Here is a 14,486-nt window from a genome sequence, read left to right as displayed (position 1 = left end):
CCCAAGCCGTTCATCTGGACCAAGACCGCCGAAGAGATCCTCGACTCCCTCGCCCGCTTCTGCCGACGGATCTCTGGCGCAGGACACTAGTGGTCGATCAGCACAAGGCGAAGCAGGCCGCCGAACTGCACCATATTCGATCACTGCAATCGACAGAGATCGCCCGCTACCACGCAATGAATCCCAGGGAGTTCGAGCACGCGATCGCGTTCCTGTGTCAGCGGGACGGCTGTCTCGACACCCGGGTGGTCGGCGGCGCCGGGGACCTGGGCGCGGACGTCATCGCCACTGCCCCGGACGGCCGGCGGATCGTGATCCAGTGCAAGCGGTACGGGCCGACCACCAAGGTGGGCTCGCCGGATCTGCAGCGCTTCGGCGGGACGTGCTACAGCGTCCACGGGGCGCAGGTTGCCACCGTAGTGACCACGTCCGTGTTCACGAAGCCAGCGGTCGCCTATGGCGTGCAGCACGGAATCCGGATGTTCGACAGCGGGGCACTCGCGGGGTGGGCGACGCGGACGGGTCCTGCCCCGTGGATGTGAGACGCACGCCAGAGAGGTTCGCACTCCCTGGCTTCTCGCAGATCAGTTGGGAGTCGCGGAGCCCGTGCCAGCACACAGCGCCGGCGGTCGGGGACGGCTCGGGCCATCCACCGGTTGCACCGGCGAGCGATGGTGCAACGGACGAGGTGTCTCGGGTCAGATGAGGCATATCCAACGATCAACGCTGCACTCGTCGTTGAACCGAACGGCACCGACCATTCGGTTCATCCTCGTGAGCACCTTGATGCGGTAGCGGCCGAGTTGAGAGGCGGCCCTTGCAAGACGCTCGGCTGGGTGACGCCAGCTGATCGTCTGCACGAGCTGACGGCTGCTCCGTCGTATTACTTGGGGTCCTCGCTCTCCCAGGGGTAGACGAAGAGGCCAGGCCGGACACCCCATGCGTTGAGCACAGTGATCAGTTCGGACTCGTCCGTGGCATCAGTGGACCCGACGAGGACTGCTCCGATGTCGTAGTCGAAGCCGTCGACGCGATCGCGGTCGTATTCCCAGTGCTCAAGGTGGAAGCTGCGTTCAGTGTCGCTGCGAACCCATCCCTCGCCCTGCGCTTGGGCGTCGGGATCGCTCTTCTTGGGGCGGACGTCCACAAATGCCTGGCGGCCCGGCCTCGATGCCGGGACTTCCGCAACGAGCCTTGTGCCGAGGCGGAGTGCGTTCAGTTTGTCCACGGGCCAGCTCGATCCGTCGTTCATCGGGGCTCTCCTTCGTGGATACCCCGGCCTTCAGGCCTGGGAGGAAACGAAGCTCCTGCGGAGCAGGGCAGGGAAAGCCGGTTCGCCGCCAGGGCGGACCGGCGTCCACCATCCACCGACCGACTTCCGCCACTCACACGGGAGTTGATAGAATGTGAAGTATGACGCAGACGGTGAAGCGGGCTTTCAGGTACCGCTTCTATCCCACGGGCGGGCAGGCGGCTGAGCTGTCGCGCACGTTCGGCTGCGTCCGCCTCGTGTACAACAAGGCGCTGGAAGAGCGCACGCGGGCCTGGTACGGCGAGCAGCGCCGGATCCCCTACGTGCAGTCGTCGGCCGCGCTGACCAAGTGGAAGAAGACCGAGGAACTCGCCTTCCTGACGGAGGTGTCCTCTGTTCCGCTCCAGCAGGCGCTGCGCCATCTTCAGACGGCGTTCGGGAACTTCTTCGCCAAGCGCGCGAAGTACCCCCGGTACAAGAGCCGGAAGAAGTCCCGGGCATCGGCGGAGTACACCCGCAGCGCCTTCACGTGGCGCGGCGGCCGGCTGACGCCGGCGAAGATGGCGGAGCCGCTGGACATCCGCTGGTCGCGTCCGCTGCCGCAGGGCGTCGAGCCCACGACGGTCACCGTGTCCCTCGACAGCGCGGGCCGCTGGTTCGTGTCCCTGCTCTGCGCAGACACCCTCGCCCCGGCTCCCGCCACCGCCGCGGCGGTCGGCATCGATGCCGGGATCACGTCGCTGGTGACCCTGTCGACCGGGGAGAAGATCGCCAACCCGCAGCATGAGCGGCGTGACCGCGCCCGCCTGGCGAAGGCGCAGCGGGAGCTGTCGCGCAAGGCGAAGGGCTCGATCAACCGGGAGAGAGCCCGTCAGCGCGTCGCGCGCGTGCATGCGCGGATCGCTGACCGGCGCCGTGACTTCCTGCACAAGCTGTCGACTCGTCTCGTCCGTGAGAACCAAACGGTCGTGATCGAGGACCTGACCGTCCGCAACCTGCTGAAGAACGGCAGGCTCGCGCGCGCCATCTCGGACGCGGCCTGGACGGACCTGCGCATGATGCTGGCGTACAAGTGCGCCTGGTACGGGCGCGACCTCGTCGTGATCGACCGCTTCTTCCCCAGCTCGAAGCTGTGCGGAACCTGCGGCACGGTCCGCGGGAAGCTGCCGCTGAACGTCCGTGCGTGGACGTGCGACTGCGGCACCGTGCATGACCGTGATGTGAACGCGGCACGCAACATCCTGGCCGCCGGGCTGGCGGCGTCTGCCTGCGGAGACGGTGTAAGACCTCAACGGGAGTCCTCCCGGACGAGGCGGTCGTCGGTGAAACAGGAAACCCAGCGGGCGACCGCTGGAATCCCCCGCCTTTAGGCGGGGGAGGAAGTCAAGTCAGTCCGCCTCAACTCTCGACCTGGAGATGTTCAAGCGCGACCTCCCTACGTGGTCAGCCGCGCAGGAAGTACAGAACGGTCGTCACCGTGGCGGTGGCCAGGAGCGCGCCCCGCAGCAGCCAGGCAGGAAGGCGGCGGGCCAGGTGGGCGCCGGCGAAGCCCCCGGCGGTCGCGCCGGCCAGCAGCGCGACCAGGAGCACAGGGGTGCGCAGTGCGTCCGAGGTGAACACGAACAGCACGCCCGAGATGAGAAAGACGGCCGCCAGTTGGGCGATCCGCATCGGATTGCCCGCTGCGGCATCGATGCCAAGGCCGGCACTCCACAGGGCCACCATCAAAATGCCTACGGCTCCGCCGAAGTATCCGCCGTACGCGGCGATCAGGAACTGGCCGATCAGGACGGCCCGCGGACTCATGCCGACGCGGCGGCCCAGTACCCGGCTCACCATGTGGGACAGGCGGGGGCCCAGGGCGAGAACGGCGGTGGCAAAGGCGAGCAGCCATGGCGATGCGGACTCGAACGACGAGGCAGGCAGAAGCAGCAGCAGGCAGGCACCGACCCCGCTGCCGACCACACTGGTCACGGTCAGCGCTGCGGTGGACACGCCCCCCACCGGGGCGAGTTCGCGTCGATACACCCAGGCGCCCGCCACGGCACCGGGTACGAGGGCGATCCGGGCGACCGCGTTCGCCGTCACCGGCGACAGACCGATGGCGACGAGTGCGGGCAGCGCTACGAAGGTTCCGCCGCCTCCGACGGAGTTCAGGACACCGGCGGCGACACCGGTCAGCAGGACAAGGGCTAGCTCGATCATCTGTCGAGCGTCACCTACGGGAACTTATTTCCACAATGCGGAATCACCGCAGTGTGCCTCAGGCTGAGCCTTAGCCTGACCTGATGCGCTACGACCTGAACGATCTACGGCTGTTCCTCCACATCGTCGCGGAGGGATCGATCACCGCGGGCGCCCGCCGCATGCACCTGAGCCTGCCCTCGGCCAGCGCCCGCGTGCGCACGCTGGAACACCACGCCGGCGTGGCCTTGCTGATCCGCGGACGCCGGGGCGTACGGCCCACCCCGGCAGGCACGACCCTGGCCCGCCACGCACGCGACGTCCTCGACCAGACCGCCCGACTCGAAAGCGCCGTCGCGAGCTACAGCCGCCCCCCGGCCGCGCCCCCGCTGATCCTGCTCGGCGGCGGCTCCGCGATGCACCGGCTCGTGCCGCAGGCTCTGATCACATTTCTCCGTGCCCACCCGGACACTGACGTCACAGTGTCCGAGAGTCGCACCCCGCAGACCGTGCGGAAACTCGCCGATGGCGAGGCAGACCTGGGCGTTGTCCTGGACGATGAGGCCGGCAGCTGCGGACTGCGCACGGAGCCCCTCGGCGACGACTCTCTCGTCGTCATCGGGCAGGCCGGAGGAATTCTCGCCGGGCGGCCCATGCTCACCTACCGCGAGGCCGCCGAACACCCGCTCGTCGGCCTCGACGCCTACTCCTCGCTGCGCCGCTGGATTGAAAAGCACCTGGGACCCCACGCCCCCGCAGTGCGCCACCGCACCACCGTCACTGGCCTCGGGGTCCTCATCGCCCTGGCCGCTGCCGGCGTCGGACTCGCCGTCGTGCCACGGCGGGCCATTGACCCCCGCCAGAGCCTGGAGGTATGCGAACTCAAGGAGCGCTGGGCCCGCCGCCACCACCTGCTGGCCTGGGGAGTCACGGATCGCGTCACCTCGACGGTAACCGCGACACTCGCCGAACATCTCCGCCAGGCGGCCCAGCTCGAACCCCTCGACCGCAGCGCACCCGGGGACAATCTCGGACGACTGCCCTTCCGCGACTGCTGACCGCGGGCTCTACCGATGTCCGGGGGAGTGTCATGAATCAGACGCTTACAAGATTTTCATAGCCGGTGTTCGCTTCAACTTGCCTGTGGTTCTGACTTGTTGACGGTGGCAGGCTGGCTGTGTGTGTTGTCGTCGTGGGGGATCTGCTGCCGCGGCTGGCCGCGGTGCAGGTCGAGCGTGTGGAAGCTGGCGGAGATCTGCTGAGGATCACGGCTCGGATCAGGGATGACGCCTCGGTGGCGTGCCCGGGTTGCGGGCAGTCTTCGGACTGCCCGCATTCGCGATACGAGCGGCATGTCGCGGACGAGGCGGTGGGCGGCCGTGAGGTCGTGATCGACTTATCGGTGCGCTGTCTGTACTGCGAGAACCCTGCCTGCGAGAAGGTCATTTTCGTCGAGCAGGTCACCGGCCCTGCAGAAGGTGGTCGACGCGGGCCCTTGGCTCCGTCGCCGCAGGAGAGCCGCTCGCAGGCTTCGTCGGGGGCGTCACCGATGAGCTGGTCGATGCGCCAACAGCCGGCGCGGGACTTGACCTGCTGCGACTTCGGGACCGCGACGACATAGCCCAGCTCGGCCTCCTCAAGCATGCGGCGAAAGTGCCAGTCCTGGCCGTAGAGAGCGTCCGCCGTTACCCAAGCAATGGGCAGGGGTGAGCCAAGCGCCCGGGCGATAAGGCTCCGGGCACGCTCGGTCTTGGTCGCAAAGGCCCGGGCGTCGGGCACTCCTGCCGCGCGGCACCGTTCCCGGTCGGACATCCAGGACTTCGGCAGGTACAGTTCCCGGTCCACCAAGGTCCGGCCCCGAGACGAGGCATAGGCGGCGTACACGGCGACCTGGCATTTCTCCGTGCGTCCTGGCGTGCCGGAGTACACCCTTCTTGAGGAAGCCGGTCTCGTCGATGACCAGGACACCGTCGGGCTCACCGAGCCGTTCGGCCACGTATTCCTGCAGGTCGTCGCGGACCTCAGCCGGATCCCGCCGGGCCCGGTTCAGCAGGTTTCGTCCTCGCCTGGTCTGCCGGTGATCAGAAGCCCCCGTCGGACGACCGGAGCCGAGCTGGTGACCGCGCTGAAGAAGGCCAGCCCGACGAGGCGTGTCCTACCGGATGCCCGGCATGTCGAGGTCGCCCCTGCGCATCCGGTAGACCTGCAGGGTGAGGCCGTAGTACTTCTGCGTCTCCCCGACCCATTCCATGCCGACGCGCCGCGCGGTCGCGATGCCCCGCGTGTTGCGGGGCCGTACGACGGCGAACACCTCGTCGACGCCTTGGGTGAACGTGTAGTGGGTCACTGCGTGGCCGGCTTCGGAGGCCAGCCCGTAGCCCCAGTACGCGGGTGCCAGCTGCCAGCCGATCTCCAGGTCGACGCCGTCCGGCGGCAGCGGCAGTACCGCGGCCCCGCCGATCAGCTCGCCGCTGTCCGCCAACTCGATGGCCCAGCGGCCCGCGGGCGCCTCCAGAGAGGAGCACTGGTCGATCCACTGCTTGAGGACCGTCGTCATGGCGGGTTCGTCGGGCACGGCCTCCATGGCGGGCGCCAGCCACCGTGCAACCTCGCTCTGGCTGTACACGGCGAGGGCTGCGGCCGCGTCCTGCAACGACCACGGCCGCAGGACGAGCCGGTTCGTGCGGATGCGCACTCCGTCGACGGTTACGCGGTGCTGCTCGGGCGTGGGCATGTGGGTGATCACCGGCTTTCGGATCGGTTTCCGGCGGACGCTGCCGCGCCTGCTGGAACACCGGCGCCGCCCGCGTCCTGGAGCGGGGACGACGGGGCAGCACCCCGCCACGGCCTATTCAACACCTGTGGCCTGCGGCCGAAGCGCCCTCCCGACGGCGGTGCGGCGCTGCGGCCGCCGCTGGCGGGGCCGTCGCGACGTGCGGTAGACGCGCCGTAGAGGGTGCGTAGATGCGGGCCGGGGGGGCGGCGCTCGGCCGGGGCCTCTCGCCGCGGAGGATCAGGCGCCGTCCCTGCCTGCCCAGCACGGCGAGGAGTGACCGCTTCGCACACCGTCCGGGATGCCTCGAGCGCGGGCTGGTGCTCCCAGCTCCCAGCACCGCAGGATCATCCAGTCCGCCTCCGCCAGGTGGGCGTCGGTGGGCCGGTCGCGCGCCGCGTTGCGGGCGACCTTCTCCAACCAGTAGGTGGGGTTGGTCCGGGGCGGCACGCCATGTCCGCCGTGCGGCACGTGCCCGGTAGAGGCTCGGCCTCAACCCGGGTCCGGGTGCGGTTGTCTGCTTCCCGCGCCCATGGGTCGTCCCTCCACGCGGACCGAAGGGCATGCGCACGGTAACGCAGCGCGCACGCCGTCTTGAAGGCGCGTCGCGCCCGCACCTCGCGCCCGCACCTCGCGCAAGTCACGCCAACCGCTCTCCAACGTCTGTAAGTGGAAGGCTACTTGTGCCGCACACCCTTCATACGGTCTGCGAGCGTGCACCTGACGCCGCAGGCCGGGCCGAGCCATCCTTCGCTGCGGTCTCCGGAGGCTACGGTGATCGAACGCCTGACCGGTCAGTCGCGCCGGCCGGTGCCCGCGAACACGGTGAGGTCCGCCTCGGGTGGCGTCGGCCTCACTGGGCATTGCGCAGGCCCCCGCGGCGGCGGTCTTGCGCCACGGCGGCCCGCTCGCGCGCCGCGCGAACGGCCGCCGTCAGGGTCGCGATGTCGTACGCGCCGTGGTGGCGGCGGCCGTTGATGAAGAAGGTGGGTGTTCCCGCGACCCCGCTGAGGTCGGCGCTCTCCACGTCCTCGGCGACGCGGCCGGCGTCGACCCTGGCCTCCACGTCGGCCCGGAAGCGGTCCACGTCCAGCCCGATCGCCGCGGCGTGGGCGGACAGATCGGTGAGGGTGAGGCTGCCCTGGTGGGTGAGGAGGAGGTCGTGCATCTGCCAGTAGCTCCCCTGCCGTCCGGCGGCCTCGGCCGCCTCAGCGGCGAGTCGTGCGTGTGGATGGATGTCGGCGAGGGGGAGGTGTCGCCACACGTAGCGCACGTCGTCGGGGCTGTTGAGCAGGTCGCGGATCACCGGTTCGGCCAGGCCGCAGTAGCGGCACTCGTAGTCGCCGTACTCCACGACGGTCACGGCCGCCGACTGCGGCCCGCGTACGTGGTCGCGGGCCGGGTCGACCGGCACGGCCAGGTCCACGATGGCCTCGGCCCTGCCGACGCGGGCGCGAAGCCGCATCCGGTGCGGCAGCGTGTTGACGGCCACGTTCATGAGCCAGCTGACGGCGAACGAGACGACGACGGCACCCAGCACCCCCGCCTTGGCCTCGTCGAGCTCGGCGCCGCTGAAGGCGCGTGCGGCGATGAGCAGCGACACGGTGAAGCCGACACCGGCCAGGGCGCCACCGGAGGCGACCGCGCCCCATCCGGCCGGGGGCCGCAGGCGCCCTTGGCTCAGGCCTGTCGCCGCGGCCGACGCGCCCAGGATCCCGAGCGGCTTGCCCACCACGTACCCCAGGAAGATGCCGAGGGTGATGGGGGACGTGGCGGCCCGGGACGGGAGGCCGGAGTCGATCACGATCCCCGCGTTCGCCAGCGAGAACAACGGCACCACCACATAGCTCGCCCAGGGGTGGTAGAGCCGCTGCATGCGCTCGTTGGGGGAGAGGACCGAGGCGAGGCCCTCCCGCACCACGCGCGCGGCCTCGGGCGTGGGCTGCTCGCGGAAGAGCCGGAAGAGACCGCTGGCGCGTTCCAGGTCCCCGCGCGAGGCCGGGCCAGCATAGGTGAGCAGGCCCATCGCGAGCCCGATGATGACCGGGTCCACCCCGGAACGGGCCAGTGCAGCCCACGCGACGACGGCGAGGAGCAGGTACAGTCGCCCCTGCCGCACCCTCAGGGCGCGCGCCAGCAGCACCACGCCGAACACGCCGATCGCCGTCAGCAGGGGCGCGGCCCTGACGCCGCTGCTGTAGGCGGTCGCGATGACGACCAGGGCCAGCAGGTCGTCGACAACTGCGATGGTCAGGATGAACACCCGCAGACCGGCTGGCATCCGGGTGCCGAACGTGGCGAGCATGCCGAGGGCGAAGGCGGTGTCCGTCGAAATCGCCGCTCCCCAGCCGTGTGCCGACTCCTGGCCGGCGTTGAAGGCGAGGTAGATCGCGATCGGCAGAAGCATTCCGGTCACCCCGGCCGCGAGCGGGAGGGTGAGACGCTTGCGCTCGCGCAGCTCGCCCATGTCGAACTCGCGGCGGGCCTCCAGACCGACGACGAAGAAGAACACGGTCATGAGGCCGCTGTTGACGAGCTCGTGCAGCGACATCGAGGCACGGTAGGGGCCGACTTGCACGGCGACGTGTGCGCTCCAGAACGACTCGTACTGCGCCGGTGCGCTGTTCGCCCACGCCAGTGCGGCCACGGCGGCCGCCAGGAGGACGACGGCACTGGCCGTCTCGGTGTGCAGGAAGGCGCGCAGCGGGGAGCGGGCGGCCTTGTCGCACATCGACTGGCCGGAGAACGCGGGCGGTTCGGACGGGAGATTCATGGCACCGTCAGGGGAGTGGAGGGACACGGAGACAGCAGGGGAGAAAGCACGCCCCGGGAGGGAGCGGCCCGGCTCACCGCGCCCTCTCCTGGGCTCGGCACGCGCCGCCGCCCGGCCCATCCCCGAAGGGGGCGAGCGCTGAGAGCGAGGTCCACAGCAGGGCCGCCGCGTACGTGCGGTACGGGGCCCAGGGAAGGGCGCGGTGCCTGGTCTCCTCGATCCCGGGCACGGCGTCGAGTCGCCAGGCCCGCTGGATCGCCCGGCGGATGCCATGGTCGCCCGCGGGCATGATGTCCGGGCGTTTGAGCTGGTGGAGGAGGAACATCTCCGCGGACCACAGGCCGACACCCCGCACGGCGGTCAGGTCGGCGAGGGCGGTGGCGTCGTCGACGTCGCCCATGTTCTCCAGGTCGATGGCACCGTCCGCCTGCCTCCGGGCAAGGTCGTGGAGGTAGGACGCCTTGATCCGGGAGAGTCCGCAGGCGCGTAGTCCGCCCTCGGGCAGGCCGAGGAGTCCGGCCGGGGTGATGTCGCCGCCCATCGACGCCGAGATCCGCCCGAAGATCGCCAGCGCCGCCGCGGTGGAGATCTGCTGCCCGACGATGTGGAGGACCAACGCGGCGAAATGGGACGACGTGGGGTAGCCACGCTTCTCCCAGGTGAACGGGTCGGGCCGGCCGACGGTCCGCACCAGCTGCCGCAGGACGGGGTCCGCCGCGGCCAGGTGTCCGTAAGCGGTTTCGAAGGACATGGCTGCTCCATGCGCTGTCGTGGTCGAGGGGTGGCGGGCCCCTCCTCGGCGCGGTCGCCGCTCCTCCTGAGTACCGGACGGGCGTCGCCCGGGCACCTCGCGCTCATCTACGTCACGTCTATGCGGCAGATCGCCCCGCCGTGCGGAGACGCGTGCCCCGCCCCCGCACGGGTACGGTCCGCCGGGCGGGGTGAGCCGCCAGTCCGGTCGGCCTCGCCACCCTGGTCCTGGACGTGCGGGTCGGCGATGCGCTCGCATCAGCCATCGGATCGGCAGCCGCTCCCGAGGGGCGAAGAACGGCGGCACCCGTACGTGACTCGCCGACGCCTGTGCCCGCCGGGTCCTTCACCCGCCGTAGACGGCCCATGTATGCCGCGGTGCTTGATTGGCACTCACAGCACAGCGGGCACGTGATCGCGGCCCCTCGATCAGAAACATGGAGACGACGGTGGCGGATCTACAGGCGGCCGACGCGGCCATTCAACAGCGACAGGGCGCCGGCAAGGGCAGGGTGGTGGTGGACTGGCTGACCACCACCGACCACAAGAGGATCGGGACCCTCTACCTGACGACGTCCTTCGTGTTCTTCCTCGTCGGCGGCGCCTTCGCTCTCATCATGCGTGCCGAACTCGCGCGCCCTGGCCTGCAGTTCCTCTCCAACGAACAGTTCAACCAGGCCTTCACCGCGCACGGCACCATCATGCTCCTGGTCTTCGCCACCCCCTTGTTCGCAGGTTTCGCGAACTGGATCATGCCGTTGCAGATCGGCGCCCCGGACGTGGCCTTTCCCCGGCTGAACATGTTGGCGTACTGGTTCTACCTTCTGGGCTCCCTGATCGTCCTGTCGGGGTTCCTCACCCCCGAGGGCTCCGCCCACTGGGGCTGGACCGGCTACGCGCCCCTGTCGAGCGCTCTGTACTCGCCAGGCGTGGGCGGCGACCTGTGGATCATGGGCCTGGCCCTGTCGGGCTTCGGGACCATCCTCGGCTCGGTCAATTTCATCACGACCATCATCTGCATGCGTGCCCCCGGCATGACCATGTTCCGCATGCCGATCTTCACGTGGAACGTCCTGCTCACCGCGCTCCTGGTTCTCCTCGCCTTCCCGACGCTGGCAGCGGCTCTCCTCGCCCTGGAGGCGGACCGGAAGTTTGGCGCGCACGTGTTCGATCCCGCCAACGGCGGGCCTCTGCTGTGGCAGCACCTCTTCTGGTTCTTCGGCCACCCCGAGGTCTACATCATCGCCGTGCCGTTCTTCGGCATCGTCACCGAGATCCTGCCCGTCTTCAGCAGGAAGCCGGTCTTCGGTTACATAGGTCTGGTCGGGGCCACGATCGCCATCGCCGGCCTCTCAGTGACCGTGTGGGCGCACCACATGTTCGTCACCGGAGGGGTCCTGCTGCCCTTCTTCGCGTTCATGTCGTTCCTGATCGCCGTGCCCACGGGCGTGAAGTTCTTCAACTGGATCGGAACGATGTGGAAGGGGTCCCTGTCCTTCGAGACACCCATGCTGTGGGCCGTCGGCTTCGTCGTCACGTTCCTCTTCGGTGGCGTGACCGGTGTTCTGCTCGCCTCCCCGCCGCTGGACTTCCACGTCTCGGACTCGTACTTCGTCGTGGCGCACTTCCACTACACCGTCTTCGGCACCGTGGTGTTCGCCATGTTCGGGGGCTTCTACTTCTGGTGGCCGAAGTTCACGGGCAAGATGCTCGACGAGCGCATCGGGAAGGTCCACTTCTGGACTCTCTTCGTCGGGTTCCACCTCACGTTCCTCGTCCAGCACTGGCTCGGCGCCGAGGGAATGCCGCGGCGCTACGCCGACTACCTGGCGTCCGACGGGTTCACCGCCCTGAACACCGTCTCCTCCATCGGCTCCTTCCTGCTCGGCCTCTCCATGCTTCCCTTCCTCTACAACGTGTGGAAGACCGCGCACTACGCACCGCGCGTGACGGACGACGACCCCTGGGGATACGGCCGCTCTCTTGAATGGGCCACCTCCTGCCCGCCCCCGCGGCACAACTTCCGCTCCCTGCCCGCGATCCGCTCGGAGTCCCCGGCGTTCGACCTGCGCCATCCCGAGGTCCGGGCCGCGGAGCACGGCGGGCACTGACGGTCGCCGGACAGGCGCCCCAGCGGCGAATCGCTTCCGGCTGTGACTCGGACGGGACGCTGGGGCCGGTTCGTGTGGGGGACCGCCGCCCGAACGAGGTATCCGTGCCGGATCGGCGACGTCGCGTAGATGCCGCGTCCACTCCGGGGCGCTTGGATGAGGAGACCCGGGCCACCGCAAGAGGGTGGCGCGGGAGAAGACGAGACGGCATGGGAGACCGTAATGACGGCAGCAGATGACGCGTCGGCCTCGAGCGATCCGGCAGACTTCAACCCCTTGCGCCCGGAGGAGGAGTACGACGAGGACGCGTTCGGCGAGGACATCCTCGACGAGGGGTACTCGCCTCCTGAGAGGCCCCTCGGGTTGTCCGAGTGGGGGCTGACCGCCCGTGAGGGGGCCTCCCACGAGGATCTGGCCCACCGCCTGAGGCGTGAAGTCCCCGAACTGAGCGCAGACGACGATGGTGACGGACTGGGCGACACCACCGATACCGACGGCGAGCTCATCGACGACCAGGTCGGCGACGAGCGCGCAGGCCGCCTGCTCGCCTGGGACCTGGACGACAGCACAGGCTTCGACGACGACTACACGGCCCGGGACGTCGGCATCGACGGCGGCGCGGCCTCAGCGGAAGAGGCAGCCATCCACGTCGTCCCCGACCGCGACTTCGAATAGCGGCAGTCCGGAGACGGACAACCGGAGGCGACGCTGGGCCGTGTGGCGCGCGGCCGCTGTATCCGGCCGGCGGCAAGCACGAGCTGCCATTTGCCCATGCGCAGGTGCGGGCACGGAGCCCCGTCGCTCCTTGCCGCGCACACCCCGGGCGGCGACCAGCATGCGCAAGTGTCGGTCCAGGCCGTGCGCGAGGCCATCGCGACACGGCTCAGCGCCCGGACGCAGCCGGTCGCCATCACGCCGATCGCCCGCCCCCCGCCCCTGCCCCTACTGCCCCTGCTCATGACGAGAGGTAAGACAACCGCACCTCGCGACGCCAACCCCACCAAGGACGCCGTACGCCTCCTGTTCAACCGTTAAGGACGCCCAGAAATGTCGATCATCTCTCGCGGTTTCCATGGGCGCAGAGCTGCCCCCGACAAGAAGCTGCCGCCGGGCCAGTACGAGACCAACGGCTTTCCCGTGCTGTCGGCCGGTCCCACGCCCCGCGTGCCCCGGGACACGTGGGAGCTGTCCGTCACCACTGAAGCCGGTGAGTGCCACGTCTGGAACTGGGCCGCTCTGACGGCACTGCCGTCGGAAACCCCGACCGTGGACCTCCACTGCGTCACCAAGTGGTCCAAGTTCGACACCCATTGGCAAGGGGTGTCCCTGGACGTCCTGCTCGCCGACGTCGAGACCGCGGCCGAGTATGCCCTCGTGTCCTCCTACGGCGGCTACACCACGAACCTGCCGCTCGAGGACCTCCTCGACGGCAAGGCGTGGATCGTGTACGGATACGCCGGCGAGGACCTCGACCCCGAGCACGGCGGGCCGGTCCGGCTGCTCGTCCCGCACCTGTACCTCTGGAAGTCCGCGAAGTGGGTCCGCGGCATCGAACTGCGCGATGACGACACTCCCGGGTTCTGGGAGAGCGCCGGCTATCACAACTACGGAGACCCATGGCAAGAGCAGCGGTATTGGGGAGACTAGGCGACCGACTGCGCTGGAGGGTCGCCGAGGTGACAGGGCGGCGCGTGGAGTCGCCGACGGCCGTCACGCTGACCTTGGACGTGCCGGGATGGCCCGGCCATCTCGCGGGGCAGCACGTGGACGTCCGGCTTACCGCGGAGGATGGATACAGCACGCAGCGCAGCTACTCCATCGCATCCGCCCAGGACGGCACACGCCTGGAGCTGACGGTGCAGCGCATCGCCGACGGCGAGGTCTCGCCCTACCTGGTCGACGAGCTGGTTCCCGGCGACCGGCTGGAGCTGAGGGGCCCGGTCGGCGGCTGGTTCGTGTGGCAACCGAAGCAGCAGGAGCCGGTGCTTATGGTGGCCGGCGGGTCCGGACTGGTGCCGCTGATGTGCATGATCCGAGCCCGGCGCGCAGCCGGCAGCAGGGTCCCGTTCCGGCTGATCTACTCGCTTCGCTCACCACAGGACCAGCTCTACAGTTCCGAGCTGCAGCAGGGTTCGCCCGGCCTGGACGTGACACGCGTCTACACACGTGAGGCTCCACCGGGGACCGCGCGCCCCGCGGGCCGTATCACCCCCGAAGACCTCGCGCGCCATGGCTGGCCCCCGGATTTCGAGCCGCACGTCTACGTGTGCGGTCCCACGGGCTTCGTCGAGAAGGCGGCCGCCTACCTGGTGCTGCTCGGGCATGCTCCCGAGCGTGTACGAACCGAGCGCTTCGGCGGCTGAGGAGACCGAGATGACATCTCAGGACGAGACACCCTCCGGCGTGGGCGAGACTCCGTGGACGGCAGCGCTCTGGCGGGCCCCTCGGTGACATCCTCGCCGTGGACCTGACCCCAGCGACCAGCCGGTGCGCGCACTGCGGTCGCACCGGTCCGCACGTTTGACGTGCTCCCTGGCCTAAAGTCCAGTTCCGGCCTGGGTCGTGTGACCCTTCCGGGGGCTTCCTGCTTCACCGCGCTGTGCGGGCACGGGTGCCCGTCTTACCGGCGCTCCACAGGCGTTT

General features: G+C 69.4%; 15 protein-coding genes and 2 pseudogenes. 10 read left to right on the top strand and 7 right to left on the bottom strand.

Translation table 11 applies throughout. The features are described from left to right. Positions 1-167 precede the first annotated feature (167 nt). A pseudogene (locus AB0I54_RS47065) lies at positions 168-542 on the top strand (restriction endonuclease); the annotation flags it as partial. A gap of 341 nt (positions 543-883) precedes the next feature. On the opposite strand, the gene AB0I54_RS47060 reads toward AB0I54_RS47065, so the two are convergent. Next, positions 884-1,252 carry a hypothetical protein gene (locus tag AB0I54_RS47060; protein ID WP_363302562.1) on the bottom strand — a complete coding sequence of 123 codons (369 nt, stop codon included), beginning with the start codon at positions 1,250-1,252 and terminating at the stop codon, positions 884-886. A gap of 161 nt (positions 1,253-1,413) precedes the next feature. On the opposite strand from AB0I54_RS47060, the gene AB0I54_RS47055 reads away from it, so the two are divergent. Further along, positions 1,414-2,622, top strand: coding sequence for a transposase (locus AB0I54_RS47055; protein ID WP_363302561.1), 1,209 nt, complete (start codon positions 1,414-1,416; stop codon positions 2,620-2,622). A gap of 73 nt (positions 2,623-2,695) precedes the next feature. Here the strand turns inward: AB0I54_RS47055 and AB0I54_RS47050 are convergent, their stop codons facing one another. Continuing rightward, positions 2,696-3,457 (bottom strand): sulfite exporter TauE/SafE family protein, encoded by a 762-nt coding sequence (locus AB0I54_RS47050; RefSeq protein WP_363302560.1) that lies wholly within the window; start codon positions 3,455-3,457, stop codon positions 2,696-2,698. 83 nt (positions 3,458-3,540) lie between these two features. On the opposite strand from AB0I54_RS47050, the gene AB0I54_RS47045 reads away from it, so the two are divergent. Both AB0I54_RS47045 and AB0I54_RS47040 read left to right on the top strand, forming a co-directional pair. Further along, complete coding sequence (locus AB0I54_RS47045; RefSeq protein WP_363302559.1) at positions 3,541-4,494, top strand: LysR family transcriptional regulator; 954 nt, start codon at positions 3,541-3,543, stop codon at positions 4,492-4,494. Positions 4,495-4,628: 134 nt separating this feature from the next. Then, a complete protein-coding gene (locus AB0I54_RS47040; protein WP_363302558.1) occupies positions 4,629-5,057 on the top strand; it encodes a transposase family protein in 429 nt (142 codons plus the stop codon). 26 nt (positions 5,058-5,083) lie between these two features. Here AB0I54_RS47040 and AB0I54_RS47035 read toward each other — a convergent pair. The 5 genes and pseudogenes from AB0I54_RS47035 to AB0I54_RS47015 all read right to left on the bottom strand — a co-directional run. Continuing rightward, a pseudogene (locus AB0I54_RS47035) lies at positions 5,084-5,320 on the bottom strand (transposase); the annotation flags it as partial. Between the two features lie 271 nt (positions 5,321-5,591). Then, on the bottom strand, positions 5,592-6,170 hold the full coding sequence (locus AB0I54_RS47030; protein ID WP_363302557.1) for a GNAT family N-acetyltransferase: 579 nt from the start codon (positions 6,168-6,170) through the stop codon (positions 5,592-5,594). Positions 6,171-6,449: 279 nt separating this feature from the next. Next, a complete protein-coding gene (locus tag AB0I54_RS47025; RefSeq protein ID WP_363302556.1) occupies positions 6,450-6,659 on the bottom strand; it encodes a hypothetical protein in 210 nt (69 codons plus the stop codon). 403 nt (positions 6,660-7,062) lie between these two features. Next, complete coding sequence (gene nhaA, locus AB0I54_RS47020) at positions 7,063-8,982, bottom strand: Na+/H+ antiporter NhaA (RefSeq protein WP_363302555.1); 1,920 nt, start codon at positions 8,980-8,982, stop codon at positions 7,063-7,065. Positions 8,983-9,055: 73 nt separating this feature from the next. Next, positions 9,056-9,733 carry a hypothetical protein gene (locus AB0I54_RS47015; protein WP_363302554.1) on the bottom strand — a complete coding sequence of 226 codons (678 nt, stop codon included), beginning with the start codon at positions 9,731-9,733 and terminating at the stop codon, positions 9,056-9,058. A gap of 436 nt (positions 9,734-10,169) precedes the next feature. Between AB0I54_RS47015 and ctaD the strand changes: the two genes are divergently transcribed. The 6 genes from ctaD (at position 10,170) to AB0I54_RS46985 (ending at position 14,367) form a co-directional block, all read left to right on the top strand. Next, positions 10,170-11,843, top strand: a complete 1,674-nt coding sequence (ctaD, locus tag AB0I54_RS47010) for a cytochrome c oxidase subunit I (RefSeq protein WP_363302553.1) — start codon at positions 10,170-10,172, stop codon at positions 11,841-11,843. A 222-nt stretch (positions 11,844-12,065) separates the two neighbouring features. Continuing rightward, on the top strand, positions 12,066-12,518 hold the full coding sequence (locus AB0I54_RS47005) for a DUF5709 domain-containing protein (RefSeq protein WP_363302552.1): 453 nt from the start codon (positions 12,066-12,068) through the stop codon (positions 12,516-12,518). Between the two features lie 168 nt (positions 12,519-12,686). Next, positions 12,687-12,878 carry a hypothetical protein gene (locus tag AB0I54_RS47000; protein ID WP_363302551.1) on the top strand — a complete coding sequence of 64 codons (192 nt, stop codon included), beginning with the start codon at positions 12,687-12,689 and terminating at the stop codon, positions 12,876-12,878. A gap of 12 nt (positions 12,879-12,890) precedes the next feature. Next, positions 12,891-13,490 (top strand): molybdopterin-dependent oxidoreductase, encoded by a 600-nt coding sequence (locus AB0I54_RS46995; protein WP_363302550.1) that lies wholly within the window; start codon positions 12,891-12,893, stop codon positions 13,488-13,490. Then, positions 13,460-14,206, top strand: coding sequence for a ferredoxin reductase (locus AB0I54_RS46990; protein WP_363302549.1), 747 nt, complete (start codon positions 13,460-13,462; stop codon positions 14,204-14,206). Before AB0I54_RS46995 ends, AB0I54_RS46990 begins: the two co-directional genes overlap by 31 nt. 98 nt (positions 14,207-14,304) lie before the next feature. Beyond that, the gene (locus AB0I54_RS46985; protein ID WP_363302563.1) at positions 14,305-14,367 is read left to right on the top strand and encodes a hypothetical protein; all 63 of its coding nucleotides are present in this window, start codon (positions 14,305-14,307) and stop codon (positions 14,365-14,367) included. The last annotated feature ends 119 nt before the right edge of the window (positions 14,368-14,486 follow it).

It is taken from the genome of Streptomyces sp. NPDC050625 (assembly GCF_040654755.1).
Classification (GTDB): Bacteria; Actinomycetota; Actinomycetes; order Streptomycetales; family Streptomycetaceae; genus Streptomyces.
The sequence above is the reverse complement of the archived record's forward strand: the minus strand, read 5'-3'. Positions and strand labels throughout refer to the sequence as shown.

Bases quoted from the DNA above. Each gene is read 5' to 3' on its own strand.
- AB0I54_RS47055 (WP_363302561.1), top strand. From the start codon at position 1,414: ATGACGCAGACGGTGAAGCGGGCTTTCAGGTACCGCTTCTATCCCACG.
- AB0I54_RS46990 (WP_363302549.1), top strand. From the start codon at position 13,460: ATGGCAAGAGCAGCGGTATTGGGGAGACTAGGCGACCGACTGCGCTGG.
- AB0I54_RS47050 (WP_363302560.1), bottom strand. From the start codon at position 3,457: ATGATCGAGCTAGCCCTTGTCCTGCTGACCGGTGTCGCCGCCGGTGTC.
- AB0I54_RS47060 (WP_363302562.1), bottom strand. From the start codon at position 1,252: ATGAACGACGGATCGAGCTGGCCCGTGGACAAACTGAACGCACTCCGC.
- AB0I54_RS47045 (WP_363302559.1), top strand. From the start codon at position 3,541: ATGCGCTACGACCTGAACGATCTACGGCTGTTCCTCCACATCGTCGCG.
- AB0I54_RS47005 (WP_363302552.1), top strand. From the start codon at position 12,066: ATGACGGCAGCAGATGACGCGTCGGCCTCGAGCGATCCGGCAGACTTC.
- AB0I54_RS46995 (WP_363302550.1), top strand. From the start codon at position 12,891: ATGTCGATCATCTCTCGCGGTTTCCATGGGCGCAGAGCTGCCCCCGAC.
- AB0I54_RS47030 (WP_363302557.1), bottom strand. From the start codon at position 6,170: ATGCCCACGCCCGAGCAGCACCGCGTAACCGTCGACGGAGTGCGCATC.
- AB0I54_RS47015 (WP_363302554.1), bottom strand. From the start codon at position 9,733: ATGTCCTTCGAAACCGCTTACGGACACCTGGCCGCGGCGGACCCCGTC.
- nhaA (WP_363302555.1), bottom strand. From the start codon at position 8,982: ATGAATCTCCCGTCCGAACCGCCCGCGTTCTCCGGCCAGTCGATGTGC.
- ctaD (WP_363302553.1), top strand. From the start codon at position 10,170: ATGGAGACGACGGTGGCGGATCTACAGGCGGCCGACGCGGCCATTCAA.